The sequence below is a fragment of the Pandoraea commovens genome (assembly GCF_024704525.1).
In the GTDB taxonomy this organism is placed as follows: Bacteria; Pseudomonadota; Gammaproteobacteria; order Burkholderiales; family Burkholderiaceae; genus Pandoraea; species Pandoraea commovens.
The window spans coordinates 5,154,996-5,178,042 of the sequence record NZ_CP102780.1; the positions used below are offsets into that span (position 1 = coordinate 5,154,996).

Consider the following 23,047-nt stretch of genomic DNA (forward strand, 5'->3'; position numbering starts at 1 on the left):
GATGCCGAACGATACTCAAACGATGACCGGAAAAGAGATCTTCTCGCTCGCCAACGTCAGTCGCGGCTTCCGCAAGGGCAGCGACGAGCGTCAGGTCCTCGACGGCGTGAACCTGCAACTGCACGAAGGCGAGATCGTCGGCCTGCTGGGCCGCTCCGGCTCGGGCAAATCGACGCTGCTGCGCATCATCGCCGGTCTGATTCAGCCCAGCTCGGGTGACATCCGCTACATGGGCGAGCCGCTCGAAGGCCCGCCCGAAGGCGTGGCGATGGTGTTCCAGACCTTCGCGCTGTTCCCGTGGCTCACCGTGCTGCAAAACGTGGAAGCCGGACTGGAAGCCCTCGGCGTCGAGCCGAAGGAACGCCGTAAGCGTGCGCTCGCCGCCATCGACCTGATCGGTCTGGACGGCTTCGAGAACGCCTATCCGCGCGAACTCTCCGGCGGTATGCGTCAGCGCGTGGGCTTCGCCCGTGCGCTGGTGGTCAACCCCACGCTGCTGCTCATGGACGAGCCGTTTTCCGCACTCGACGTGCTGACGGCCGAAACGCTGCGTACCGACCTGCTCGATTTATGGAGCCAGCGTCAGTTGCCGATCAAGTCGATCCTGATCGTCACGCACAACATCGAGGAAGCCGTGTTCATGTGCGATCGCATTCTGGTGCTGTCGTCGAATCCGGGCCGCGTGGTTGCCGAGATCAAGGTGCCGTTCCCGCACCGCCGCAACCGTCTCGATCCCGCCTTCCGCAAGATGGTGGACGACATCTACGCGCTGATGACCTCGCGTCGTAACGCTCACACCACGCAAAAGATGCCGCTGGAACTCTCCAGCCCGCTGCACGAAGTATCGACCAACCTGATGGCCGGTCTGCTCGAAGCGCTGGCGGTGCCGCCGTACAACGGACGTGCCGACTTGCCCGATATTGCGCAGACGCTGCTGCTGGAGGTCGACGATCTCTTCCCCGTCGCCGAAATTCTCGATCAGTTGGGCTTCGCCGAACTCAAGGAAGGCGACATTCTGCTCACGGCGGCAGGCAAGCGATTCGTGGACGTCAGCACGCAGGAGCGCAAGGTGTTGTTCGCCGAGCACCTGCTGCGCCACGTGCCGCTCGCCGCGAAGATTCGTGCTGTGTTGCAGGAGCGTCGCGGACAGCGCGCACCGCGCGTGCGTTTCGAACAGGAGCTGGAAGATTCGATGTCGGACGATCTCGCACAGGAAACGCTCGACACCGCGATCAACTGGGGTCGTTACGCCGAGATCTTCTCGTACAACGACCACACGGAAACGTTCAGTCTTGAGGACGTGGAAGGCGCGACCTGAGCGCCGTCTGCTGAATCCGAAGCGGACAAAACAACGCCGCGCGAGTCGATCGACCGCGCGGCGTTGTTGTTTCTGCTGTCGCTTTCGTGACCGCCCGTTCGGCTCAGAATGCGTAGCCTGCGCCGATCATCCATGTCTGGTTGATCGTCTTCGAGTCGGGCTCGTAGGCATTCACGCCGGGGCTGACTTGCGTGACGCTGGAACGTCCGTACTGGAAACGCGACCACTCGTAGGTCGCATTCACGTGGAAGTTGCGCGCCACTGCGTAATCCAGTCCTAAGCCCGCCACCACGACCGGTTTGTTGCCGAGATTGAAGGTGTTCTGCGAGCCAGCGAGCGTCATCGACGAGCCGACCATCGCGCCAGCGCGAATGTCCGCCGTCGCGACGAGCTTCGACGTCAGCTCCAGTTGTCCCATGAGGCCGCCCCCGACCACGTGATGACGGTAGCGCTCATAGAAACCGTAAGGATCGCGGCTGCTGTCGCGAATCCAATCGCGATAGCTGTAGCTGACGTACGGAATGACCTGCGCATTCCACGTCCCGAGATGGAACGGAATGGCCTTACCGGCCTTAAGGGTGACATCCGTGGCCGTCGAGCGCGTGGTCATCCCGTAATTCGACTGGATCACGCGACCGGCGACGTCCTGTAAATAGCCACCGTAGTTCACGTTGCCGTGAGCCACCCGCACCTGAGCGCCGAAGTACAGATTCGAGATGCCGAACAACTGCCGCTGCGTGGACGCCGTCAACGCAAAGGCTGCGGTCGTTCCGCTCTCGGAGTCGCTTTTGCCGGGGGCGATGGTTTCCCAGTAGTTCAGGCGCTGGGCACCGACACCGAACCAGACCTGATTGTTGGCGCGCAGCATGGCTTCCTGCGCATGGACGCTCACCGCAAAAAGACTGGCGAGGCCAGCAGCAACACTAGCAGCAGCGACTAAAACGGTGCGTCCGAAGACACTACCGCCGGGGCCGCAAACGATGGTGCGGCGCGTGTTCGACGTCATGGCACGACCCTCCCCAGGCGTGATCGCAACGACGAGTTGGAAGTGGCCATCGGCGTGGCCACCGTTTTCAGGCATTGTTTCAGCGCGCCTCGCGGGGCGCAAGCGGGGAAATGTGGATTCTTTGCGTACCTCGATTTTCGAGAGATACGTTCGTCGAGCCAATGCCCCGGCACCGGCAGGGGGGAACCTCGGCCAGCAGGCCGTGGCGATTGACGATCAAGGCGGGGAAAGGGACGCAAAAGGGACGAAACCGGCGCGCTCAGCCGCTTTCGAGGTCTTCGTCGAAACGAATCGGCCGACGGGAGACCGTGTCAAAAAGGCCACACCTATCGGTATAGATACTGATTAGCGGTCGTTTTTGTGCGGTCGCATAATCGACTCAGAACCTGCGTGTCGTGTGCCGGGGGGCGCATAGACAAGGGCTGGAGCAGGTTCTCTTTGCGGCGAAGACCGTGTACCAGATACGAGAAGGTGCAATATGAGCTACTACCACTCCAAAGAAGAAGGCCGCGCACGCGCCATCAGCTTCACCCCCGCCTACCGCTGGCGCCGTCGCGTGTTCGCCGTGACGTGTGCAGTACTCGCCGCGCTCGCTTACTACGCGGTGCATCACCCGAAGTAAGCATCGCGGCGTCACGACATCGCGGTCGGGCCGGCGTCATCTCTCAGACGCCTGCCCCGTCGGCCTCGCTCTCGTTCAGGCCGCGTTTCCCAACGCAGGCGCGTGCCAGTCGAGCGGCACGTTGGCGAGCATGTCGTCCACCATGGCGTCCAGATCGAAGGCAGGCTTCCAGCCCCAGTCGTAGCGGGCATGCGTGTCGTCGAGCGTGTGCGGCCACGTCTCGGCAATCGCCTGACGGAAGTCCGGCGCGTACTTCACCGTGAACCCCGGCACGCGACGTGCAATCGCAGCCGCGAGCGTCTTCGGGTCGAAACTCACCCCAGCCACGTTGTACGACGAACGCACGCGCAGGCGCGAGGCGTCGGCATTCATGAGTTCCAGCGTAGCGCGCACGGCATCCGGCATATGGATCATCGGCAGCGTGGCGTCCTCCTTCAGGAAGCACGTGTACGTCTCGCCACGGCGGGCCGCCTGGAAGATGTCGATGGCGTAATCGGTCGTACCGCCGCCGGGCGGCGTCTTGAAGCTGATCACGCCCGGATAGCGCAGGCTGCGCACGTCCACCCCGAACTTCGTGAAGTAGTACTCGCACAGCCGCTCGCCCGCCTGCTTGCTGATGCCATACATCGTGGTCGGATCCATGATGGCGAGCTGCGGGGTTTCCACCGCCGGTGTGTGCGGCCCGAACGCCGCAATCGACGACGGCCAGAACACGCGCAGATTCTTCCCCTTGCTCTGATGCTCACGCGCCAGTTCGAGCACGTTGAGCAGGCCATTCATGTTGAGCGTCCAGGCTTGCAGCGGACGGGTTTCGCCTGTAGCCGAGAGCAGCGCCGCCAGATGGAAGATCTGGGTGATGCCGAAGCGCTCGACCAACGCGCTCAGACGCGCCGCATCGAGTACGTCGAGCGTTTCGTAATGCACCGGATGACGCGACGGCCCCGGGGCGATGTCGGTGGCAACGACATTCTCGTTGCCATACTGCGCGGCCAGCCCTTCGACGAGTTCGCTGCCTATCTGCCCGTTGGCGCCAATGATGAGAATTCGTTCCATGTTCAACCTTGCTTGAGAATGCCGAGTTCGTTACCGGCCTGAGCGAACGCCGCCAGCGCACGGGTGAGGTGTTCGCGGGTATGCGCCGCCGAAAGCTGCACGCGCACACGCGCCTGACCTTGCGGCACCACCGGGTAGAAGAAGCCCGTGGCAATCACACCCAGTTCATACAGACGCTGCGCGAAGTTCTGGGCGAGCGTGGCGTCGAACAGCATGACGGGGACGATCGGATGCGTGCCCGGCTTGATCGTGAAGCCCAGCGCCGCCACTTCCTGACGGAAAAACGCCGTGTTCGCATGGAGTTGTTCGCGGCGCGACGACGAGTGTTCGAGTTCGTCGAAAACCGCCAGCGACGTCCCGACAATGGCCGGTGCGAGGCTGTTGGAGAAGAGATACGGGCGCGAGCGCTGGCGCAGTGTCTCGATCACTTCGCGACGTCCCGCCGTGAAGCCCCCCATCGCCCCGCCGAGCGCCTTGCCCAGCGTGCCGGTGATGATGTCGATCTTGCCCAGCACGCCGTGGTGCTCGTGCGTGCCGCGTCCCGTCGGCCCCATGAAGCCGGACGCGTGACACTCGTCGATCATGATGAGCGCGCCGTACTGCTCGGCCAGCGCCACGATGCGGTCGAGTTGCGCAATCGTGCCGTCCATCGAAAACACACCGTCCGTGACGATGATCCGGTGACGCGCCCCGGCCGCGGCCTGCAACTGGCGCTCCAGGTCGTCCATGTCGTTGTGGGCGTAGCGCAGACGCTGCGCCTTGCAAAGCCGCACGCCGTCGATGATCGAGGCGTGGTTCAGGGCGTCGGAGATGATGGCGTCCTGCTCGTCGAAGAGCGGTTCGAACACGCCGCCGTTGGCGTCGAACGCCGCAGCGTAGAGGATCGCGTCTTCCGTGCCGAGGAAGGCGGCGATGCGGGCTTCGAGTTCCTTATGCGGGCCTTGCGTGCCACAGATGAAGCGCACCGACGACAGACCGAAGCCGAAGTCTTCCAGTGCCTTCTGCCCCGCTTTGACGAGCGATTCGCTGCCAGAGAGCCCCAGATAGTTGTTTGCGCACAGGTTGATACGCGTCTGCCCGTCGTCGCACATGACCTCCGGCCCCTGCCGCGACATGAGCACGCGTTCCTGCTTGAAAAGGCCCTGACGGCGCGTGTCTTCGAGTCGTTCGGTCAGTTGACGGTAGAAGCCCTCGCGGGCTTCCTGGGTTTGTGCGGTCATCGTGCGCATCTCCTATGCGTCCAGCGGTTTCAGCGGTGCAGGGCGAACCCGCTCTGCTACCATGCAGCCATCACGGCATCCAACTTATCGGAAACTATACTTTATATTGAACTAGTTTCAATATATTGAAAAATTCTAATATCCCGGAATTCATATGGCAAGTACTCCCGCAGCCTCTGCGGCGTCTCCGATCGCCCCGCCGCCCGTCGGCGACATGATTCAGCAACTGCGCAAGGATCGTGGCATGACGCTGGAGACGCTCTCGCGCGCGTCCGGCGTCTCCAAGTCGATGCTCTCCCAGATCGAGCGCGACAAGGCCAATCCGACCATCGCCGTGGCCTGGCGGCTCGCCAACGCACTGGGCGTGCGTCTGGACCAGTTGCTGGGTGCGCCGTCCGGCGACCCGGAACCGGTGCGCATTTTCGGCAAACATGAGACGCCGACGCTCGCGGGTGCCGAACAGGCCTATCAGTTGAAGATCCTCGGGCCGATGGAGCTGGCGGGCAAATTCGAGTGGTACGAACTGACGCTACAACCCGGCGCGGCGCTCGTCTCCGAGCCGCACGATCCGGGCACGCGCGAGCACTTCACCGTGTTCGACGGGCAGGTCGACATCGAGGTCGAACACGTCGCGCGCCGCGCCAAACCGGGCGAGACGGCCCGCTACCCCGCCGACCGCGCCCACGCGATCCGTAACGTCGGCAAGTCGGTCGCGCGTGGCCTGATGGTCGTAATTCACGGCTGACACGGCTGACCCGGCTAACACAGCCGATCGTCACTCGCTGCAAGGGTGCGCAAGCCTTCGCGTGCGCTCGCAAAGCTCAAGTCCTCGCCAGGACTGCCGTTAGCACACGTTCGGTCCGCACCTTCTTCCGAGGGTGCCGACAACCGATCAAAAATGTCGATAGTCGGACTGCACGGATGGGAACCCCCGTCACGTACGGCCACCGCGTGTGCAACACCAAAGCGGAATCAGTGGGGATGACAAAGTAATGCAGCGATTGAGTCTGAAAGCGAAGTTGTGGTCTGCCGTCGCGTTGATGTGGGTCAGCCTGCTGGCGATGGCGATCTGGGGCGCATGGGCGCAGCGCGACACCATGCTCGCCGAGCGCCGGGCGGGCCTGACCCACGTGGTCGATGCCGGACTGAGTCTGGCCAAGCACTACGCCGCACGCGCCGAGCGCGGGGAAATGAGCGTCGCGGACGCACAAAAGGCCGCCCGCGAGCAAATCGGCGCGATCCGCTACGACGGCGAAAACTATTTCGGTATCTTGAACTCGCAGCGCGTGATCGTGCTGAACGCGGTCAATCCGAAGCTCGAAGGCCGCGACATGAGCCAGTTCCGCGATCCGTCGGGCAAGCTCATGTTTTCGGACATCGTCGCTGCCGCACGCACCAACGACCCGTTCGTCTCATATCTCTGGCCCAAGCCCGGCTCGGACAAACCCGTCGAAAAGATCAGCCGCGTGGGCGTGTATCAGCCCTGGGACTGGTATCTGACGACCGGCGTCTACGTCGACGACATCAATGCTGCCTTCGTCGGCGCGCTGCTGCGCTGGGGGGCCATGCTCGCCGTCATCGGTCTGGCGGTGTCGGGCGTCATGCTGCTCATCATCCGTAACGTCCAGCAAAGTCTTGGCGGCGAGCCGGAGTACGCGACGGATATCGCCACGCGCATTGCCGACGGCGATCTGCTCACGCAAGTCCGTCTGCGTCAGGGCGACGGCGCCAGCCTGCTCCACGCGATGCAGCGCATGCAGGGCAATCTTCAACAAATGATCGGACGCATTCGCGGCGGCACCAGCGCCATCACGCTTGCCGCGCGCGAGATCGCCGAAGGCAACACCGACCTGTCGGCGCGCACGGAACAGCAGGCGGCCGCGCTGGAGGAGACGGCATCGTCGATGGAGCAACTGACGTCGACCGTGCGTCAGAACGCCGACAACGCGCGTCAGGCGAGTCAACTCGCGGAGAACGCGTCGGCCATCGCGGTGCGCGGCGGACAGGTCGTGGATCAGGTGGTGGCCACGATGGAAGGCATCTCGCAAAGCTCGGGCAAAGTGGTCGACATCATCAGCGTGATCGACGGCATTGCCTTCCAGACGAACATTCTTGCGCTGAACGCGGCGGTGGAAGCGGCACGCGCCGGTGAGCAGGGACGCGGCTTCGCCGTCGTCGCGGGCGAGGTGCGCACGCTGGCCCAGCGCAGCGCTGCCGCCGCGAAGGAAATCAAGGAACTGATCGAGTCGTCGAACGGCCGCGTGCAGGACGGCTCGGTGCTCGTGGCGCAGGCGGGCCAGACGATGCACGACGTCGTGCAGGCGGTGCGACGCGTCACCGACATCATGGGAGAGATCTCGGCGGCGTCGGAAGAGCAGAGTCACGGCATCGAGCAAGTCGGCCGTGCCGTGACGCAGATGGATGAAGTCACGCAGCAGAACGCTGCGCTCGTGGAGCAGGCGGCCGCAGCGGCGGCGTCCATGGAAGATCAGGCGCGTGCGCTCGATCAGGCGGTGGCCGCTTTCCGCATGAACGGCGGCATGAACGGTGCAGCGACGTCAGATGGGGCGAATGCCCCGATGACGCGCGGCACCGCTGCGGTCGCGATGCAGCGTCTGGCGGCCTGAGGTCTTCGGCATTGTGACGACGGTCGGCGCGTGTCCGCGACCGTCGTTCGCCGCCCGCCGTCATATCCTCGACGTTAGCCACCGTGGTTACGTGGCGCTCAGCTCTCCCGCCATGCCCGCGTCGATGATCTGACGCGCCACCGTCGGCAAGATACGCAGCGGTGCCGAGCCCGGCCCAAAGGTCTGGCTCGCGGCATACGCGCCTTCGAGAATCAGCGACAGCGCATCGACCAGCGGTGCCGGTTCCTCGAGACCGGCTGCTGTCACCAGCGCGGTGAAACGCTTCACCACTTCCGCCTTGTAATTCACGACCGAATGACGCGCCGCGTGGTCCGGATCGGGGAATTCCGCCGCCACGTTGACGAACGGGCACCCGCGATAGCCGGGACGGCTCGCCCGCTGGGCCAGATCCACGAAAATCTGCAACATCTGCGCACGCGGTTCGCCCGGGCGCTTCGCGATGCTCTCGTCGATGCGCGCAAGACTCGCCGTCTGCATATGATCGAGATACGCCAGAATCAGATCGTCCTTCGACGCGAACTGGCGATACAGGCTCATCTTGTTGACGCCCGCGCGCTTGACGACGGCGTCCACGCCCACGGCGCGCACCCCCTCTGTATGGAACAACTCGACGGCCGCGTCGAGCAGGTGCTGCTGCGCAATCGGCGCGGGCGTGACGTGCCGCCCCGGCTTGGCCGCACGAGACGCAGCACTGCGGCGGCGGGCCGTCGCGGGGGCCGCATTGGACGTCGCGCTTACGCTTTCGCCCGCGGTTTCGGCGACGACATCGGTGCCCGCTTTCATCGCGTCTGCCCCACCGGTCGGCGAGACAACCTCGACGGGCACGGAAGATGTTGACGATTTGGCCATGATCCGGCGCTCCCTGAACTGTGGTTTGCCATTGACGCGGGCGTTGCAAAAGCCCTGCCGTCAAAAAGGAATACTTGACATGTTACCGATCGGTTCATAACATGGCAACCTCATGTTACCGCTCAGTCACAAGTCTATCGATGAACGTAGACCGTGCGGTTCCCGCAAACGTTCCCGGTTCGGCTTTTAAAACCGCTTAAGCCCCTTAAAACGGCAAAGACCGAACCGCAGCAAGGATCTCCGCCATGAAGGCTGCACTTGCAAGGCGCATCGACGGGCGCTTCCACTACGGGTGGATCGTCGTCGGCGTGATTTTCCTGGTCCTGCTCGCTTCGGCGGGCATTCGCGCGACGCCCAGCGTCATGATGGTGCCGCTCGAACACGACTTCGGCTGGAGCCGCGCCACGATTTCGCTGGCGATCTCCGTCAATCTGGCCTTGTACGGCCTGACCGGACCGTTCGCGGCGGCCGCCATGCAGCGCTTCGGCATTCGTCCCACGGTCATGGTTGCCCTGCTGCTGCTCGCATCGGGCACGGCGCTCTCGTCGCTAATGACTGCACCCTGGCAGATGGTGCTGATTTGGGGCGTGATGGTGGGCGGTGGCACCGGCGTCGCGGCCGTGACGCTCGCGGCCACGGTCTCGAACCGCTGGTTCCACACGCATCGCGGTCTGGCGATGGGCATTCTTACAGCCAGCTCGGCGACCGGACAGATGGTGTTTCTGCCGATCATGGCCGCGATCACGGAAAACTACGGCTGGCGGCCGGTGGTCCTGATCGTGGCAGCGGTGGCGGCTATCGTTCTGCCGCTTGTCGCAATCCTTGTGCCGGAGCGTCCGGGATCGGTCGGCCTGCGCCCGGTCGGCGCACCGGAAGACGCCCCCGACGTGCAACTTACGCAAGGCAATCCGCTCACGGCGGCGCTCTCGGCACTGCGTATGGCGGCTGGCAAGCGTGATTTCTGGCTGCTGTTCTTCAGCTTCTTCATCTGTGGCGCGAGCACGAACGGTTACATCGGCACACACTTCATCGCGATGTGTGGCGACTATGGCATCTCCGAGGTGAAGGGCGCGGGCATTCTGGCCGCGATGGGCATTCTCGACCTTATCGGCACCACGGCGTCGGGCTGGCTCTCTGACCGCTACAACAGCCGTGTGCTGCTGTTCTGGTACTACGGACTGCGCGGTCTGTCGCTGATCTATCTGCCTTACGCTTTCGGCTTCGATTTCTTCGGCATTCCGCTCTTCGCGCTGTTCTACGGTCTGGATTGGATCGCGACGGTGCCGCCGACGGTGCGTCTGACGACCGACGTGTTCGGCAAGACGATGGCTCCGATCGTTTTCGGCTGGATCGTGGCGGGCCATCAGCTAGGCGCTGCAACGGCAGCACTGGTCGCCGGTTCGCTGCGTGCAACGCTCGGCAATTACACGATGGCCTCGATGCTGTCGGGCGGCGTGTGCATCATCGGCGCGTTCATGGTGTTGCGCATCGCCCCGCATGCGCCGAAGCGTCCGGTGGCCGCGAATGCCTGAATCGGCTGATTCCAGCGTGTTTTCGGCCCGTTAGTCGCGAAATTTACGACGAATCGGTCGAAAACTCGCCTGCATCGAAATACCCCGACAACTCGCCGCGTCTCCCTGTTTTGGTGCAGGAAGACCGGCGAGTTTCTTATTTGCGGCACGTTGGCCGTTGCGACGATTTCGTCGTCAGCAAGGCCAAGAAAATTGCCGTAACCTGTGCGAGTTTTGTGCAGCACAGCAACCCCCACTTTCACAGGACCTTCAGCAATGACGGACTCGCAACACACCCCACTCGCCGCGCTCGATACCGACCTGTTTTCGTCGTACAAGCTCGGCCCCCTCGAACTGAGCAACCGCATCGTCATGGCCCCCCTCACGCGCAGCCGCGCCAGCCAGGGCGACGTGCCGGGCCCGATGGTCGCCGAGTACTACGCGCAGCGCGCATCGGCCGGGCTCATCATCAGCGAAGCCACCAACATCTCGCAGCAAGGCAAGGGCTACGCCTTTACGCCGGGCATTTACACCGATGAACAAGTCGCTGGCTGGAAGCAGGTCACGGACGCGCTGCACGCCAAGGGCGGCAAGATCTTCTGCCAACTCTGGCACGTAGGCCGCATCTCGCACCCGTCGCTGCAACCTGAGGGCGCACTGCCGGTCGCACCGTCGGCGATTCAACCGGCCGGTCAGGCGTTCACTGAGCATGGCTTCGAGCCGCATCCGGTGCCGCGCGCGCTGGAGACGTCCGAGATCCCGGGCATCATCGAACAGTATCGTCATGCAGCTGAGTGCGCGAAGCGCGCCGGTTTCGATGGCGTTGAAATTCACGCGGCGAACGGTTATCTGCTCGACCAGTTCATGCGCGACAAGACGAACCATCGCACCGACCAGTACGGCGGCAGCATCGAGAACCGCGTGCGCATCGTGCTGGAAGTCACGCAAGCAGTTGTCGACGTCTGGGGCGCCGATCGCGTGGGCATTCGCCTCTCGCCGATCAGCCCGGCGAACGATTGCGGCGACAGCAATCCGGAACCGGTCTTCACGTATGCCGTCGAGCAACTCAACCGTTTTGGCCTCGTGTATCTGCACGTCGTCGAAGGCGCAACGGGTGGTCCGCGTGAAGTGGAAGGCGGCTTCGACCTTCAGAAGCTGCACCGCCTCTTCAAGGGCACGTTCATGGCGAACAACGGCTATGACCTCGCACTGGCGCTCAAGGCCCGCAAAGAAAACCTCGCGGATCTGATCGCCTTCGGCAAGCCGTTCATCGCGAACCCGGATCTGGTCGAACGCCTCAAGCGCGGCGGCCCGTTCAACGCCCTGAATCGCGACACGCTCTATGGTGGCGACGCACGAGGTTACGTCGACTATCCGACGTTGGACGAGTCGGCGGTTTAAGGCGCAATTTAGGGTGTGATTTAGGGTACACGAAGCATTCATGGCACCCGTAACATCCTTGCGCGAACGCTTAAAGAATGAGGGCTCCTTCGGGAGCCCTTTTCTTTTGTTGCAACTTGCGTCACGGCGATGGATCAATCGCCAGCTTCGCCAACCTCCTCAGAGAAAACGCTCCGCAGGCGTGCCATGGCACGTCTCAACGCGTGCCGATCCAGTGCCCCCGAATGTCGAACTAATCGCTGCCTATCCATCGATCTAAGATGGCTTAACTGCATCGCGCCCTGCCGTCCGCCATATGTCGTGGAGACACTGAATCGAGAGGCGTCCGACGATGTGAGCGGTGCCACGATCACGGTTTGCGTGTGCTTATTCATCGGCGAAGGCGACAAAATGACACACGGACGCGTCTTCCCCATTTCACATCCGATTGCCGGATCGAAACGTGCGATCCAAATCTCACCTCGTTTCAGCACATTTACTCCTCTGCGGGATCCGCGTCGTTGGGGAAGCGCCGCAGTTGAATCAGCTCATCCTCCGTGTCGTCGACACAAAAGTCCTCAGGCCGTGCGTCAGCATTGGGATACCACACTACTTCAATCGTATAGTCGTCGTTCATCTCTCACTCCAAATCATTACCCCGTCATCCCTCTTGCGTGGATTCGTGGATATCGTCGCAGCGCGACACATCGAAGTAAACAGATGCCAAAGCTTTCCGGAATTTTCCTGAAGCCTGCGCACGGCAATGCGATTAGGCGTCGCGCTGCCCCCAGCGCATCAGATCTGCACCGGCGGGGTTCTGGTACATGCGCAGGCCGAACTCGGGGAGGATGGCCAGCAGATGGTCGAAGACGTCGCCCTGCACACGCTCGTACTCCGCCCACACGATCGTGTTCGTGAAGCAGTACAGTTCGATCGGAATGCCCGTTGCCGACGGCTGGAGCGAGCGCACCATGCATGTCATGCCCTGGTGGATGTTCGGATGCGCCTTCAAATACGCCAGCGCATACGCGCGAAACGTGCCGATGTTCGTCAGACGCCGTGTGTTCGCCAGCACGCCCGCCGCGACACCGAGCGCCGCATTGGCATCCGCTATCGAACGCTGTTTTTCCGACAGATAGCCGCCCAGCAGATGCACCTGGGATAAATGCGCGATCTCGTCGGCGTTCAGGAATCCGACGCTGCCAGCGTCGATACACAGCGTGCGCTTGATACGGCGCCCGCCCGACTGCTGCATGCCGCGCCAGTTACGGAAGCTCTCCGAAATCAGACGCCACGTCGGAATCGTCGTGATCGTCTTGTCCCAGTTCTGCACCTTCACCGTATGCAACGCGATATCCACCACGTCGCCATCGGCCCCGACCTGCGGCATCTCGATCCAGTCGCCCACGCGCAGCATGTCGTTCGACGTGAGTTGCACGCTGGCGACGAACGACATGATCGTGTCCTTGAATACCAGCAACAGCACTGCCGACATCGCGCCCAGGCCGGAAAGCAGTAGCCACGGCGAACGGTCGACGATCGTTGCGACGATACCAATCGACGCCACCACGTAAAGCGCGATCTTGCCGAGCTGGACGTACCCCTTGATCGAGCGCGTGCGTGCGTGTTCCGACATCGCGTAGACGGTCTGTGCGGCGTCGAGAATGCCCACGATAGCGAGCGTTGCGTAGAGCAGCGTCGTGGCGAGGGCCACATTGCTGATGACGATCACCGCCTTCGCCGGTAGATCCGGCACCCACTCGATGCCGAACTGAATGACGAGGTACGGCAGAATGCGCGCCGCCCGGTGGAAGACGCGATGCGCGAGCAACGCATCGTCCCAACGATTCGCCGTTCTCTGCACCACGATGCGTACGATCCGCACGATCACGAACTGCGCCACCGCCTGCACCAGCGCGGCCGCTGCAATCAGCATCGCCAACGATCCGGCCATGCGCGCCCACGGCGCATTTTCGAACCACGCCATCACTGCTTCCCACGTCATCCTGCTACTCCTTGTCTTGCTGTTTTCTTTGCCAGTCCAATGGTGCCGTTTGTCGATTTGTCGGCATCGCCCTCGCCTTGAGCGAAACGCGCGACCGTCAAACGCAAAAATGACGGCCACCTGGGCCGTCATCCTTGAATACGTCAAGAGGCGGTCGCTCCCGTCCGCCCCCGAAACTCATGCACCGTCCCCATATTCAGGGACATTCAGCGACATCGCACCGTGGGCTGCGCTTACATCGAAGCGCCGAATGGCACGCTTGCCACCACATTGGGCGCGCCCGGCAGCGACGGCGTAATGATCGAACCGCCACCGTTGCCGCGCGACTTGCCCGAACTCAGATAGTCGGCGATGGAGTCTTGCGTCACCTCGCCGAGGTACTGATTGTCGTCGCCCAGCACCGGCAGTGATGCCAAATTGTGTTCGTACATGCGCGAGAGCAGCACCCGCAGGTTGTCGCCCGCCACTGCCGACGCCTTGAAGTCCCGCACGCGCTCGCCACACGTGCCCTGTGCGTGCCGCGTATCCCGACGTGCAATGTAACCCAATGCACGCGCGCTCTCGTCGACGACTACGAGCGAACGCGTATCGAGTTCGTCCATCATGCCGTAGGCCTCGGCCAGCGTCGTCTGCGGCTTGACAGTCGGTTGCGGCGTGGCGGCGTCTTCGGCGCGCACAAGCAGCAGGCGCTTGAGAATTCGGTCATGTCCCACGAAGCTTGCGACGAATTCGTCGACCGGTCGCGCCAGCAGCGCATCCGGTTGCGCGTACTGCACGAGACTCCCCTGACGGAAGATCGCGATGCGGTCCGCCAGCTTGATCGCCTCGTCGATATCGTGACTGACCATGATGACGGTCTTACCCAACTGACGCTGCATCTGCAAAAACTCGTTCTGGATCGATTCGCGGTTGATCGGATCGACAGCGCCGAACGGCTCGTCCATCAGCAGCACGGGCGGATCTGCCGCCAGCGCGCGGATCACGCCGATACGTTGCTGCTGACCACCCGAGAGTTCGCGCGGATAGCGCGACAGGTAACGCTTCGGATCGAGTGCGACCATAGCCATCAGTTCGGTGGCACGCTCGCGGCAGCGCTTCTTGTCCCAACCGAGCAGACGCGGCACCACAGTAATGTTCTCCTCGATGGTCATGTTCGGGAACAGACCGATCTGCTGGATCACGTAGCCGATGTGGCGGCGCAATTCGATTTCGTTGATCTTGCCAGTGTCTTCGCCGTTGAGCAGGATGTGCCCGGAGGTCGGTTTGATCAACCGGTTGATCATCTTGAGCGTGGTCGTCTTGCCACAGCCCGACGGGCCGAGGAAGACGCAGATTTCGCCCGGCGGCACTTCGAGGCTGACCGAATTCACGGCGGTCACACGCGTACCGTCCTTCTGGACGAAGCTTTTGGTGAGATTATCGAGTTTGATCATACGGTTCGGATTCCTTTCGGTGTCAGCACGCGCTGCAGGCGGTGCAACAGGGTGTCGGCGACGATGGCGAGCAAACTCACCATGACCGCACCCACGACAAGCTGTCGGGTATCGCTCTGGCTGATCCCCTGGGTGATCAACACCCCGAGACCGCCGGCCCCGACGATGGCACCAATGGCCATCACGCCAATATTCATCACGACGGCAGTACGCACGCCACCCAGCACCACCGGCACGGCCAGCGGCAATTCAACCAGGCGCAGACGCTGCCAGAACGTCATGCCAATACCAATCCCCGCTTCGCGAATGCTCGGATCGATCTGACGCAGCGCGAGGCTCGTGTTGCGCATGATCGGCAGCAGCGAATACAGGAAGACGGCGGCTACCGCAGGCGCAGGGCCGATCCCCATGCCGTAGACGGACAGTGCGGGGATCATCAGGCCGAACAGGGCAATCGACGGGATCGTGAGCACGACCGTCGCCAGACCCAGCACGGCGCCGGACAGCCAGCGAAAACGCGTGACCAGCACGCCCAGCGGCACGCCGACCACAATGGCCGCGCCAACCGAGGCTGCCACCAGCCACGCATGCTGACCGGTGAGGGTCAGGATGCGGTGCCAGTTGTGCGTCAAAAATTCAATCATGGGACTCCTCAATCGGTAACTATCGGGAGCAGCAACGCGCAATGCGCGCTTACTGCACCAACCCTTCCTGCTTGAGGAAGTCGCTCGCCACACGCGACACCGCACGATGGTCGATATCGACCTTGGCGTTCATGTCGCGCATGTTTTCGTCGTTGATCTTCGCGGAGAGCGCGTTGAGTTCGTCGGCGAGCTTCGGGTTTGCATCGAGTACTTCCTTGCGCACCACGGGCGTGGCCGCGTAAGCCGGGAAGAAGCCCTTGTCGTCGGCCAACACCTTCAGATCGAAGCCCTTGTTGCGACCATCGCTGGTGTAGACGAGACCGGCGTCGATCTGCTCGTTCCTGAGCGCGGTGTAGACGAGGCCCGGGTCCATCTGCTTGATGTTGCGGCGTGCGAGATGGAAATCGTAGAGTTGCTCCATCGGCTCCAGACCGTCCGAACGACCGACGAACTCCATGTCGAACGCGAACTGCATGTCCGGATTCGTACGGAATTTTTCGATGAGCTGAGACACCGTCTCGATGCCTTCGTCACGCGCCATCTTGCCCGGCATGGCGAACGCATACGTGTTGTTCAGCGCAGCGGGATTCAGCCAGACGAGACCGATCTTGCCGTCGAGTTCCTTGACCCGCTCGTAAGTCTGTTGCGGATCGAGCTTCTCCGTGACCTTGTTGTAGACGATCAGCGAGGTACCGGTGTACTCCCAGACCACGTCGAGCTGATTGCTCTCCATGCCTTGGCGCATCACCACACTGCCGAGGCCGTTCTTCAGTTCGACGTCATACCCTTTGCTGCGCAGGTACTGCGCCGTCATCTCCGAGAGAATCAACTGTTCGGTAAAGTTCTTGCCGCCGATGGTGAGCGAGGCGGCCTGCGCGGTAGCGCTCGTCGCGATCACACCCAGCGCGACGGCAACGACGCTCAGAAGACGAAGCGCGCTCGCTGCGAGCGTACGAGAAAACGAAACTTGCATACGTAGGGGTCTCCTATGTTTCAGCGCGCCGGCGTGCCGTGTCGCGCGAACCAGAGCCCGCTGGCGAAGGCGACGATGCCGTCGAGCACCAGCGCAAGCAGCGCAGTGCCGGCCGCGCCGAGCAGCAGCTTGGTCTGGTCGTTCAGATAAATGCCGGGGAAGATCAGTTGTCCCAGACTGTCCGCGCCGATCAGGAAAGCGAGCGGCGCAGTGCCGACGTTGATTGCGAGCGCGGTGCGAACGCCGCCGATAATGACCGGCATGGCGTTGGGCAGGTCGACGCGAAACAGCACTTGCGCCGGCGTCATGCCCATGCCGCGCGCCGACTCCCGCAATGCGGGCGGCACCTGCCGAAGGCCTTCGTACGCGTTACGCACGATGGGCAGCAACGAAGCCAGCCACAACGCCAGAATGGCCGGGCGGTCGCCGATACCGAGCACCGCCATCGACAACGCCAGCACGGCGAGTGACGGCAGCGTATTGCCGATATTGAAGATCTGCACCGCGCGCTCGGCGTGTTTCGCGAATATCGGACGCGAGATCAGCACGCCCGCAGGCACGCCGACCAGAATGGCCAATGTCATCGAAATGGCCACGAGCTTGAGATGCTGCTGGGTGTAATACATCAGGTCGCCCCGGTACTTGACGAGCGAATCAACGCCCAGCCAATACACCAGACCGGTGACTGCGGCGGCAACACCGAGCAGTCCGAAGCCGGCCAGATAGAGAATGCGATACTGCTTCGCCACGTTCATGCTCCCTTTGAATGGGTTGGCAGCGCTGCGCGCGCGGCAATAGCTATCGCCCCACGTGACAACGCGGTCAATCAAGCATGACAACTGTTAGCTGCCTTGCGAATTGTGGTGTGTTCGATCCGAAGGTCTGTGAAAGACAACGGCGACGAACGAGGCGTCGCGAAATGCGACATGAGAGACGAGCTTTCGACGCCGTGGGCGCCTGGGCCTCTCGATACACGCTTATTGAAAGCGCGCGAAAGTTTTACTGCACAGACTCATTGCGTGATGTAACGGACGCCGGCGCAACGAGGAACACCGGCAACGCTTTTGTTTCTATGGGCCAACCGCAGCGATTGGCTTTTTTTATTCTAGTACAGATAGTGCGTCGATGCCAACCCGTAGCACGTTTTTAGTCTTGAATCCGGCGTATTTACACGCAATTACACGATACATTTCTCATATGAATCGCAGTCCTTATTAATTGCGTGCGCTCGAATCCACCGTCATCACTGGCGTTGCGGCGAATTGAAAAGTTGCGAAGGGAATGCAGTTTTTCAATGTCCCGAAATCTGAAATTTCGATGTTTCGCACAGCGGATCGATGTGTCGCAGCGATTTATTTTCCGGGACACGAAGCGAGCGAATTCAGGTGCGGCAAGCGACGTCCCGACCGTCCGGAATCCGCATGTTATCTGGTCTCCGAAGGGAAATTAGAGTACCTCCCCGGAAACCAGTGCCAACTCGAAAAAACTCGTGTATTCTCCAAGGTTTATCTTAGTTTTCAATCATTTAGCGCAAAATCGGGGAAACGCAACGGGAACGCGAGGCAACGATCTTGCGACGGTTTGCGGGCGCGGTGATTGAACGGTAGGAAAGCGATCGTGCGCGGGCACGAGGTCGTTGAATGGCGAATAACAACTATGAAAAGTACCATCAGCCGTACCGAACAGGGCAATCGCGTCGCCGCGACCACCATTTTGGCTGCGTGCGCCGCACTCACGCTTGCCGGATTCCTCGCGCGCACGCTCGAAGGCACAGTCAATCCTTTGCTGACCTTCTTTCTCGTCTCGGCAGGCGGCATTCTCAATCTGTCCACGGCGTGTCTGCTAGGCGTTCAATATCTCTACAACGGTAAGCGCTATTTTGCGCAGTTCGGATGCGCGTTTCTGCTACGCGGACTGTTCATGTTTACCGAAGGCGTGTTGCTCGCGAATCAGTTGGCAGGCATCTCGGCACACGTCACCCGCGCGCCCTTCTGGCTCTGGCTCGTTGCCGAAGCGAGCTTCGCCGCGTATGTGATGCTCAGCGTGCGCAGCTACTCTCGCACGCGCATGGACCCGCACACGCGTCCCGGCTACTCCGAGGCGGCGCGTTACGGCGCGACGGTCCTCATCATCTGGGTGACGGTTTCGCTGTCGATCGTGGGCGCGGGACGCACGCTCGTCACGCCGCATCTGACCGGCGGCGTCGGCATCGAGACGATCGCGCTCGCCGCCCTCTTCGTCGCCTACGTGGCACTGTGGTGGCGTATCGCGGCCGTCACGCGCCTGTCGCACAAGTTGTTCCTGCTCGTGTGGGTCGTGGTCTCGATCTCGCTGTGTCAGTTGCTGCTCTCGCTTACGGCACCGAGCGAAGCGTCGTATCAATGGTATGCGGCGCGTTTGCTGGCGCTGGCGTCGCCGGGTGTTGCCACGCTCGCCCTGGTGTGGGAAATCACACGGCAGTATCAATCGCTCGCGCTCACCAACACGGATCTGGTGGAGAAGGTTTTCATCGATCCGCTCACGCACATCTATAACCGCCGTTACTTCGACAATCGCATCCGGCTCGTCGCCGAACGCGTGCAACAGCGTGCGATTCCGCTGTCCGTTCTGCTGATCGACATCGATTTCTTCAAGCAGGTCAACGACCGCTACGGACACCCGTTCGGCGACGCCGTCCTGCAACGCATCGCCACGACCATCCAGCATTGCATCCGACTGCCGAGCGACTTTGCCGTTCGTCTGGGAGGCGAGGAATTTGCGGTGGTCTTGCCTGAGATCGACCAGCACGCCGCGTTACGTGTGGCCGACCGAATTCGCGAATCCGTCAAGCGCGCGAGTACGGATCTGCTGCCACAAGCCGCGCGCGACGAGGGCGAGGCGATCACCATCAGCGTCGGCATTGCCTCATGGCAACCGGGCGAGCCGCTCGTGATCAGCACGATGCTCGACCAGGCGGACAAGGCGCTTTATCAGGCGAAGCACAAGGGGCGGGATCAGAGCGTGATGGGGCAGATGGCGGCGTGATTGGCGGTGTGCGCTGCGTGACGTTTGGCGCGGCGAACGACATCAGTGCTTGCCCACCGGCGGCGACGTTGCCGGTCCTTTGAGTTCCACGGTGTTGCCGTCCGGATCGCTGAGATAGCAGGACGGCCCTTCCCCGTGTGCACCGTAGCGTTGCACCACGTCCCCCAGAGTCACGCCGTGCGACGCAAGTTCTTTGCGAATGGCTTCGTCATCGAACGGTTCGACGCGCAGACAAAAGTGATCGAGATTGTGTCCTTCCGGACCGGGCGCGACACCGCCCTGACGACCGATCTTGCCTGCGACGTCGACCAGATCGATCAACGCGTCGCCAGCACGCAACTGAACCAGTCCGATGTCGTCCTGCACCTTTTCCAGCGTGCAGCCCAGCACCTCGATGTAGAAGTGCCGCAAGCGTGCCACATCGTTGGTCCGCAACACCACGTGATCGAGCGCGACGAACGGAATCTTCATCGCGCCCCCGTCAGGCGCTCAGCGCGTAGCGACGCCGCTTCTCGACCTTCGTCTCGTGCGTCATTTCGCTGCGGCCGTCTTCGAACACCGTCTCCAGCCGCACGGTAAAGCCCCACAGACGCGCCACGTGCTTGAGCACTTCTTCGAAGCTGTCGTCGAGCGGTTTGCGTTCGCTTTGCACGTGCCGCAACGTCAGCGACCGGTCGCCATGCAGATCGACGTGCGCCACCTGAATATTCGGTTCGAGCTGACTGAGGTTGTACTGCTGCGCCAGCATCTCGCGAATCTCGCGATAGCCCGAATCGTTGTGGATGGCCGTCACACGCAAGCGGCTGTCACGATCGTCGTCGAGAACAGAGAACAACTTCAGATCGCGAATCACCTTGGGCGAGAGGAACTGCTGAATGAAGCTCTCGTCCTTGAAGTTGCGCATGGCGAAGTCGAGCGTCGTCAGCCAGTCGGAGCCAGCGATATCCGGGGCCCACAGACGGTCCTCGTCGGTTGGCTCCTCGCACATGCGACGGATGTCCTGGAACATCGCGAAGCCCAGCGCATACGGATTCAGACCGCTGTAGTACGGGCTGTCGAACGACGGCTGATAGACGACGTTCGTATGCGCGTGCAGGAACTCCATCATGAAGGCGTCGTTGACGAGCTTCTCCTTGTAGAGCTGCTGAAGGATCGTGTAGTGCCAGAACGTCGCCCAGCCTTCGTTCATGACTTTGGTCTGACGTTGCGGATAGAAGTACTGCGCGAGCTTGCGTACGATGCGCACGATCTCGCGCTGCCACGGCGCCAGCTTCGGGGCGTTCTTCTCGAAGAAATACAGCAGGTTTTCCTGCGGCTCGCCCGGGAACGGCGGCTCGTCCGATTCGGAGGGATCGAGTCCGTCGTCCTCATCGTCGTCATGCAGGGCGTGATTGGGCAACGTGCGCCACAGATCGTTGATCTGCATCTGCAAATAATTCTCGCGCTCCTTTTGTCGCGCCTGCTCCTGCGCGAGCGACAAACGCTTCGGCCGCTTGTACCGGTCCACGCCGTAGTTCATCAGGGCGTGGCAGGAGTCGAGCAGCAACTCCACTGACTGCTCACCGTAACGCTGTTCGCACTCGGTGATGTAGTTGCGCGCGAACAGCAGGTAATCGACGATGGCGTCGGCGCTGGTCCACGTGCGAAACAGGTAATTGCCCTTGAAGAACGAGTTATGACCGTAGCTGGCATGCGCGATGGTCAGCGCCTGCATGGTCATACTGTTCTCCTCCATCAGATACGCGATGCAGGGGTTCGAGTTGATGACGATCTCGTACGCCAGGCCCATCTGCCCGCGCTTGTAGCCGCGCTCGGAGGACAGGAAATGCTTGCCGTACGACCAGTGGTGATAGCCGATGGGCAGGCCGACGGTCGCATAGGCGTCGAGCATCTGCTCGGCGGTGATGATCTCGATCTGATTCGGGTACGTGTCGAGTTTGAAGCCGGCGGCGATACGCGCGATCTCATGCTCGTATCGCTGAATCAGCTCGAACGTCCATTCCGACCCTGTGGATATATACGCCATGACGCGCCCTCGTTTCGGTACCGGCACGGGCCGGTATCGGTACGCTAGGAGACGGCCCTCAGGCCGCCTTCTTCTTGAACAAGTCGTGCAGCACCGGATAGATTTCGGCCGCCTCCATGATGCGTTGCATCGCGAAGTTCGAGTGCTGCTGCTTGACCGACAGGTACTCGTTCCACAGGTTCTGCGGTTCTGCGCTCGCTACCTCCACGTAGGCGAAGTACTGCACGGCCGGCATGATCGACTGCATCAGGATGTCGCGACAGATCGGCGAGTCGCCGTCCCAGTTATCGCCGTCGGAGACCTGCGCACCGTAGATGTTCCAGTCGCTCGGCGAATACCGGTCCGCGATGACCTCGTTCATCAGCTTGAGTGCGCTGGACACCACCGTCCCGCCCGACTCGCGCGCGTAGAAGAAATCGTCCTCGTTCACTTCCTTCGCCGTGGTGTGGTGACGGATGAGCACGAGATCGATGCGCTCGTAGTTATGCCGCAGGAACAGATACAGCAGCATGAAGAAGCGCTTGGCGAGGTCCTTACGGCTCTGGTCCATCGAGCCGGACACGTCCATCAGACAGAACATGACGGCCTGCGCTTGCGGGCGCGGCTGCATGACGCGGTTCGAATACCGCAGATCGAGTTTTTCGATGTAAGGAATCGCCTCGACGCGCGTACGAAGATGCGTGATTTCGTGCGCGAGCGCCAGGGCTCTGGGCGATGTATCTCCCTCGCGCGAGACGATGTCCGCGTACTCGGCTTCGAGTTCACGGAGCTGCTTGCGATAGGGCGCGGTGAGCGCGATGCGCCGGCCCAGCGAGCTGCGCATCGTGCGAATGACGTTGAGGTTCGACGGCGTACCGTCGATGGAATAGCCCGCACGTACCTTGCGAAACTCCGGAATCTGGGCAAGCCGACGTTTCGCGAGGTCCGGCAGCGCCATGTCCTCGAAGAAGAATTTCAGGAACTCCTCTCGCGAGAGGTTGAAGACGAAATCGTCCTCGCCCTCTCCCGAGTCGCTGGCGCGACTGCCGCCGCCCCCTGCGCCCGATGGCGGACGCTCGAAGTTGTCGCCCACCACGAACTCGCGGTTGCCGGGATGAATCATCTCCCGCCGCCCACCGGGTCCGTGGTGAAACAACGGCTCCGAAATGTCCTTGACCGGGATCGAGACCTGTCCGCTGCCATCGATATCGGTGATCTTGCGCCCAGACACCGCTTTCGCAACCGCACGACGAATCTGGTCGCGATAGCGTTTGATGAAACGCTGCTGATTGATGGCGCTTTTGTTCTTGCCGTTTTGCCGTCTGTCGATGATTGCTGACATAGTGGCCCCGATTG

21 protein-coding genes are annotated in these 23,047 nt (G+C 61.9%); 7 read left to right on the forward strand and 14 right to left on the reverse strand.

The genetic code is table 11. The features are described 5' to 3' along the window. Position 1: 1 nt before the first annotated feature. Positions 2-1,318 (forward strand): ABC transporter ATP-binding protein, encoded by a 1,317-nt coding sequence (locus NTU39_RS23215; RefSeq protein WP_039393092.1) that lies wholly within the window; start codon positions 2-4, stop codon positions 1,316-1,318. A gap of 103 nt (positions 1,319-1,421) precedes the next feature. Here the strand turns inward: NTU39_RS23215 and NTU39_RS23220 are convergent, their stop codons facing one another. Then, the gene (locus NTU39_RS23220; protein WP_257958676.1) at positions 1,422-2,399 is read right to left on the reverse strand and encodes a hypothetical protein; all 978 of its coding nucleotides are present in this window, start codon (positions 2,397-2,399) and stop codon (positions 1,422-1,424) included. A 403-nt stretch (positions 2,400-2,802) separates the two neighbouring features. Between NTU39_RS23220 and NTU39_RS23225 the strand changes: the two genes are divergently transcribed. Continuing rightward, positions 2,803-2,946: a hypothetical protein gene (locus tag NTU39_RS23225; protein WP_157127442.1), complete on the forward strand. Its 144-nt coding sequence runs from the start codon at positions 2,803-2,805 to the stop codon at positions 2,944-2,946. 75 nt (positions 2,947-3,021) lie between these two features. Here NTU39_RS23225 and NTU39_RS23230 read toward each other — a convergent pair whose 3' ends face one another. Then, positions 3,022-3,999, reverse strand: a complete 978-nt coding sequence (locus NTU39_RS23230; protein WP_257958677.1) for an NAD-dependent epimerase/dehydratase family protein — start codon at positions 3,997-3,999, stop codon at positions 3,022-3,024. 2 nt (positions 4,000-4,001) lie between these two features. Then, positions 4,002-5,219: a glycine C-acetyltransferase gene (kbl, locus tag NTU39_RS23235; protein ID WP_150666649.1), complete on the reverse strand. Its 1,218-nt coding sequence runs from the start codon at positions 5,217-5,219 to the stop codon at positions 4,002-4,004. A 154-nt stretch (positions 5,220-5,373) separates the two neighbouring features. On the opposite strand from kbl, the gene NTU39_RS23240 reads away from it, so the two are divergent. Both NTU39_RS23240 and NTU39_RS26940 read left to right on the forward strand, forming a co-directional pair. Then, positions 5,374-5,964, forward strand: a complete 591-nt coding sequence (locus NTU39_RS23240) for a helix-turn-helix domain-containing protein (protein WP_150666650.1) — start codon at positions 5,374-5,376, stop codon at positions 5,962-5,964. A 247-nt stretch (positions 5,965-6,211) separates the two neighbouring features. After that, positions 6,212-7,846, forward strand: coding sequence for a methyl-accepting chemotaxis protein (locus NTU39_RS26940; protein WP_150666651.1), 1,635 nt, complete (start codon positions 6,212-6,214; stop codon positions 7,844-7,846). An 87-nt stretch (positions 7,847-7,933) separates the two neighbouring features. Here the strand turns inward: NTU39_RS26940 and NTU39_RS23255 are convergent, their stop codons facing one another. Further along, positions 7,934-8,716 carry a TetR/AcrR family transcriptional regulator gene (locus tag NTU39_RS23255; RefSeq protein ID WP_246184769.1) on the reverse strand — a complete coding sequence of 261 codons (783 nt, stop codon included), beginning with the start codon at positions 8,714-8,716 and terminating at the stop codon, positions 7,934-7,936. Between the two features lie 245 nt (positions 8,717-8,961). On the opposite strand from NTU39_RS23255, the gene NTU39_RS23260 reads away from it, so the two are divergent. Together NTU39_RS23260 and NTU39_RS23265 are read left to right on the forward strand one after the other, a co-directional pair. Then, on the forward strand, positions 8,962-10,248 hold the full coding sequence (locus tag NTU39_RS23260) for an MFS transporter (protein ID WP_150575976.1): 1,287 nt from the start codon (positions 8,962-8,964) through the stop codon (positions 10,246-10,248). A gap of 255 nt (positions 10,249-10,503) precedes the next feature. After that, positions 10,504-11,628: an alkene reductase gene (locus NTU39_RS23265; protein ID WP_150666652.1), complete on the forward strand. Its 1,125-nt coding sequence runs from the start codon at positions 10,504-10,506 to the stop codon at positions 11,626-11,628. A 134-nt stretch (positions 11,629-11,762) separates the two neighbouring features. Here the strand turns inward: NTU39_RS23265 and NTU39_RS27000 are convergent, their stop codons facing one another. From NTU39_RS27000 to NTU39_RS23295, 7 genes are all read right to left on the reverse strand, one after another. Beyond that, complete coding sequence (locus NTU39_RS27000; protein ID WP_373275421.1) at positions 11,763-12,044, reverse strand: type II toxin-antitoxin system PemK/MazF family toxin; 282 nt, start codon at positions 12,042-12,044, stop codon at positions 11,763-11,765. 59 nt (positions 12,045-12,103) lie between these two features. Continuing rightward, complete coding sequence (locus NTU39_RS23270; RefSeq protein ID WP_174985165.1) at positions 12,104-12,244, reverse strand: hypothetical protein; 141 nt, start codon at positions 12,242-12,244, stop codon at positions 12,104-12,106. Positions 12,245-12,376: 132 nt separating this feature from the next. Next, positions 12,377-13,612, reverse strand: a complete 1,236-nt coding sequence (locus NTU39_RS23275; RefSeq protein WP_150666654.1) for a mechanosensitive ion channel family protein — start codon at positions 13,610-13,612, stop codon at positions 12,377-12,379. A gap of 233 nt (positions 13,613-13,845) precedes the next feature. After that, complete coding sequence (locus tag NTU39_RS23280; RefSeq protein ID WP_150666655.1) at positions 13,846-15,045, reverse strand: osmoprotectant ABC transporter ATP-binding protein OsmV; 1,200 nt, start codon at positions 15,043-15,045, stop codon at positions 13,846-13,848. Next, positions 15,042-15,689 carry an ABC transporter permease gene (locus NTU39_RS23285; RefSeq protein WP_039393117.1) on the reverse strand — a complete coding sequence of 216 codons (648 nt, stop codon included), beginning with the start codon at positions 15,687-15,689 and terminating at the stop codon, positions 15,042-15,044. Before NTU39_RS23285 ends, NTU39_RS23280 begins: the two co-directional genes overlap by 4 nt. A gap of 49 nt (positions 15,690-15,738) precedes the next feature. Further along, a complete protein-coding gene (locus tag NTU39_RS23290; protein WP_257958678.1) occupies positions 15,739-16,662 on the reverse strand; it encodes a glycine betaine ABC transporter substrate-binding protein in 924 nt (307 codons plus the stop codon). A 20-nt stretch (positions 16,663-16,682) separates the two neighbouring features. Further along, positions 16,683-17,417 carry an ABC transporter permease gene (locus NTU39_RS23295; protein WP_257958679.1) on the reverse strand — a complete coding sequence of 245 codons (735 nt, stop codon included), beginning with the start codon at positions 17,415-17,417 and terminating at the stop codon, positions 16,683-16,685. 901 nt (positions 17,418-18,318) lie between these two features. Here NTU39_RS23295 and NTU39_RS23300 point away from each other — a divergent pair. Then, positions 18,319-19,686 (forward strand): GGDEF domain-containing protein, encoded by a 1,368-nt coding sequence (locus tag NTU39_RS23300; protein ID WP_257958682.1) that lies wholly within the window; start codon positions 18,319-18,321, stop codon positions 19,684-19,686. Positions 19,687-19,728: 42 nt separating this feature from the next. Here the strand turns inward: NTU39_RS23300 and NTU39_RS23305 are convergent, their stop codons facing one another. Genes NTU39_RS23305 through NTU39_RS23315 form a run of 3 tightly spaced genes read right to left on the reverse strand, consistent with a single transcriptional unit; the run spans position 19,729 to position 23,033 of the window. Then, positions 19,729-20,157, reverse strand: coding sequence for a VOC family protein (locus tag NTU39_RS23305; protein ID WP_150666658.1), 429 nt, complete (start codon positions 20,155-20,157; stop codon positions 19,729-19,731). Between the two features lie 10 nt (positions 20,158-20,167). After that, the gene (locus NTU39_RS23310) at positions 20,168-21,712 is read right to left on the reverse strand and encodes a SpoVR family protein (RefSeq protein WP_150666659.1); all 1,545 of its coding nucleotides are present in this window, start codon (positions 21,710-21,712) and stop codon (positions 20,168-20,170) included. A 58-nt stretch (positions 21,713-21,770) separates the two neighbouring features. After that, complete coding sequence (locus NTU39_RS23315; RefSeq protein ID WP_046289793.1) at positions 21,771-23,033, reverse strand: YeaH/YhbH family protein; 1,263 nt, start codon at positions 23,031-23,033, stop codon at positions 21,771-21,773. Positions 23,034-23,047: the final 14 nt, after the last annotated feature.

Bases quoted from the DNA above. Each gene is read 5' to 3' on its own strand.
- NTU39_RS23215 (WP_039393092.1), top strand. From the start codon at position 2: ATGCCGAACGATACTCAAACGATGACCGGAAAAGAGATCTTCTCGCTC.
- NTU39_RS23220 (WP_257958676.1), bottom strand. From the start codon at position 2,399: ATGCCTGAAAACGGTGGCCACGCCGATGGCCACTTCCAACTCGTCGTT.
- NTU39_RS23225 (WP_157127442.1), top strand. From the start codon at position 2,803: ATGAGCTACTACCACTCCAAAGAAGAAGGCCGCGCACGCGCCATCAGC.
- NTU39_RS23230 (WP_257958677.1), bottom strand. From the start codon at position 3,999: ATGGAACGAATTCTCATCATTGGCGCCAACGGGCAGATAGGCAGCGAA.
- kbl (WP_150666649.1), bottom strand. From the start codon at position 5,219: ATGACCGCACAAACCCAGGAAGCCCGCGAGGGCTTCTACCGTCAACTG.
- NTU39_RS23240 (WP_150666650.1), top strand. From the start codon at position 5,374: ATGGCAAGTACTCCCGCAGCCTCTGCGGCGTCTCCGATCGCCCCGCCG.
- NTU39_RS26940 (WP_150666651.1), top strand. From the start codon at position 6,212: ATGCAGCGATTGAGTCTGAAAGCGAAGTTGTGGTCTGCCGTCGCGTTG.
- NTU39_RS23255 (WP_246184769.1), bottom strand. From the start codon at position 8,716: ATGGCCAAATCGTCAACATCTTCCGTGCCCGTCGAGGTTGTCTCGCCG.
- NTU39_RS23260 (WP_150575976.1), top strand. From the start codon at position 8,962: ATGAAGGCTGCACTTGCAAGGCGCATCGACGGGCGCTTCCACTACGGG.
- NTU39_RS23265 (WP_150666652.1), top strand. From the start codon at position 10,504: ATGACGGACTCGCAACACACCCCACTCGCCGCGCTCGATACCGACCTG.
- NTU39_RS27000 (WP_373275421.1), bottom strand. From the start codon at position 12,044: ATGGGGAAGACGCGTCCGTGTGTCATTTTGTCGCCTTCGCCGATGAAT.
- NTU39_RS23270 (WP_174985165.1), bottom strand. From the start codon at position 12,244: ATGAACGACGACTATACGATTGAAGTAGTGTGGTATCCCAATGCTGAC.
- NTU39_RS23275 (WP_150666654.1), bottom strand. From the start codon at position 13,612: ATGACGTGGGAAGCAGTGATGGCGTGGTTCGAAAATGCGCCGTGGGCG.
- NTU39_RS23280 (WP_150666655.1), bottom strand. From the start codon at position 15,045: ATGATCAAACTCGATAATCTCACCAAAAGCTTCGTCCAGAAGGACGGT.
- NTU39_RS23285 (WP_039393117.1), bottom strand. From the start codon at position 15,689: ATGATTGAATTTTTGACGCACAACTGGCACCGCATCCTGACCCTCACC.
- NTU39_RS23290 (WP_257958678.1), bottom strand. From the start codon at position 16,662: ATGCAAGTTTCGTTTTCTCGTACGCTCGCAGCGAGCGCGCTTCGTCTT.
- NTU39_RS23295 (WP_257958679.1), bottom strand. From the start codon at position 17,417: ATGAACGTGGCGAAGCAGTATCGCATTCTCTATCTGGCCGGCTTCGGA.
- NTU39_RS23300 (WP_257958682.1), top strand. From the start codon at position 18,319: ATGAAAAGTACCATCAGCCGTACCGAACAGGGCAATCGCGTCGCCGCG.
- NTU39_RS23305 (WP_150666658.1), bottom strand. From the start codon at position 20,157: ATGAAGATTCCGTTCGTCGCGCTCGATCACGTGGTGTTGCGGACCAAC.
- NTU39_RS23310 (WP_150666659.1), bottom strand. From the start codon at position 21,712: ATGGCGTATATATCCACAGGGTCGGAATGGACGTTCGAGCTGATTCAG.
- NTU39_RS23315 (WP_046289793.1), bottom strand. From the start codon at position 23,033: ATGTCAGCAATCATCGACAGACGGCAAAACGGCAAGAACAAAAGCGCC.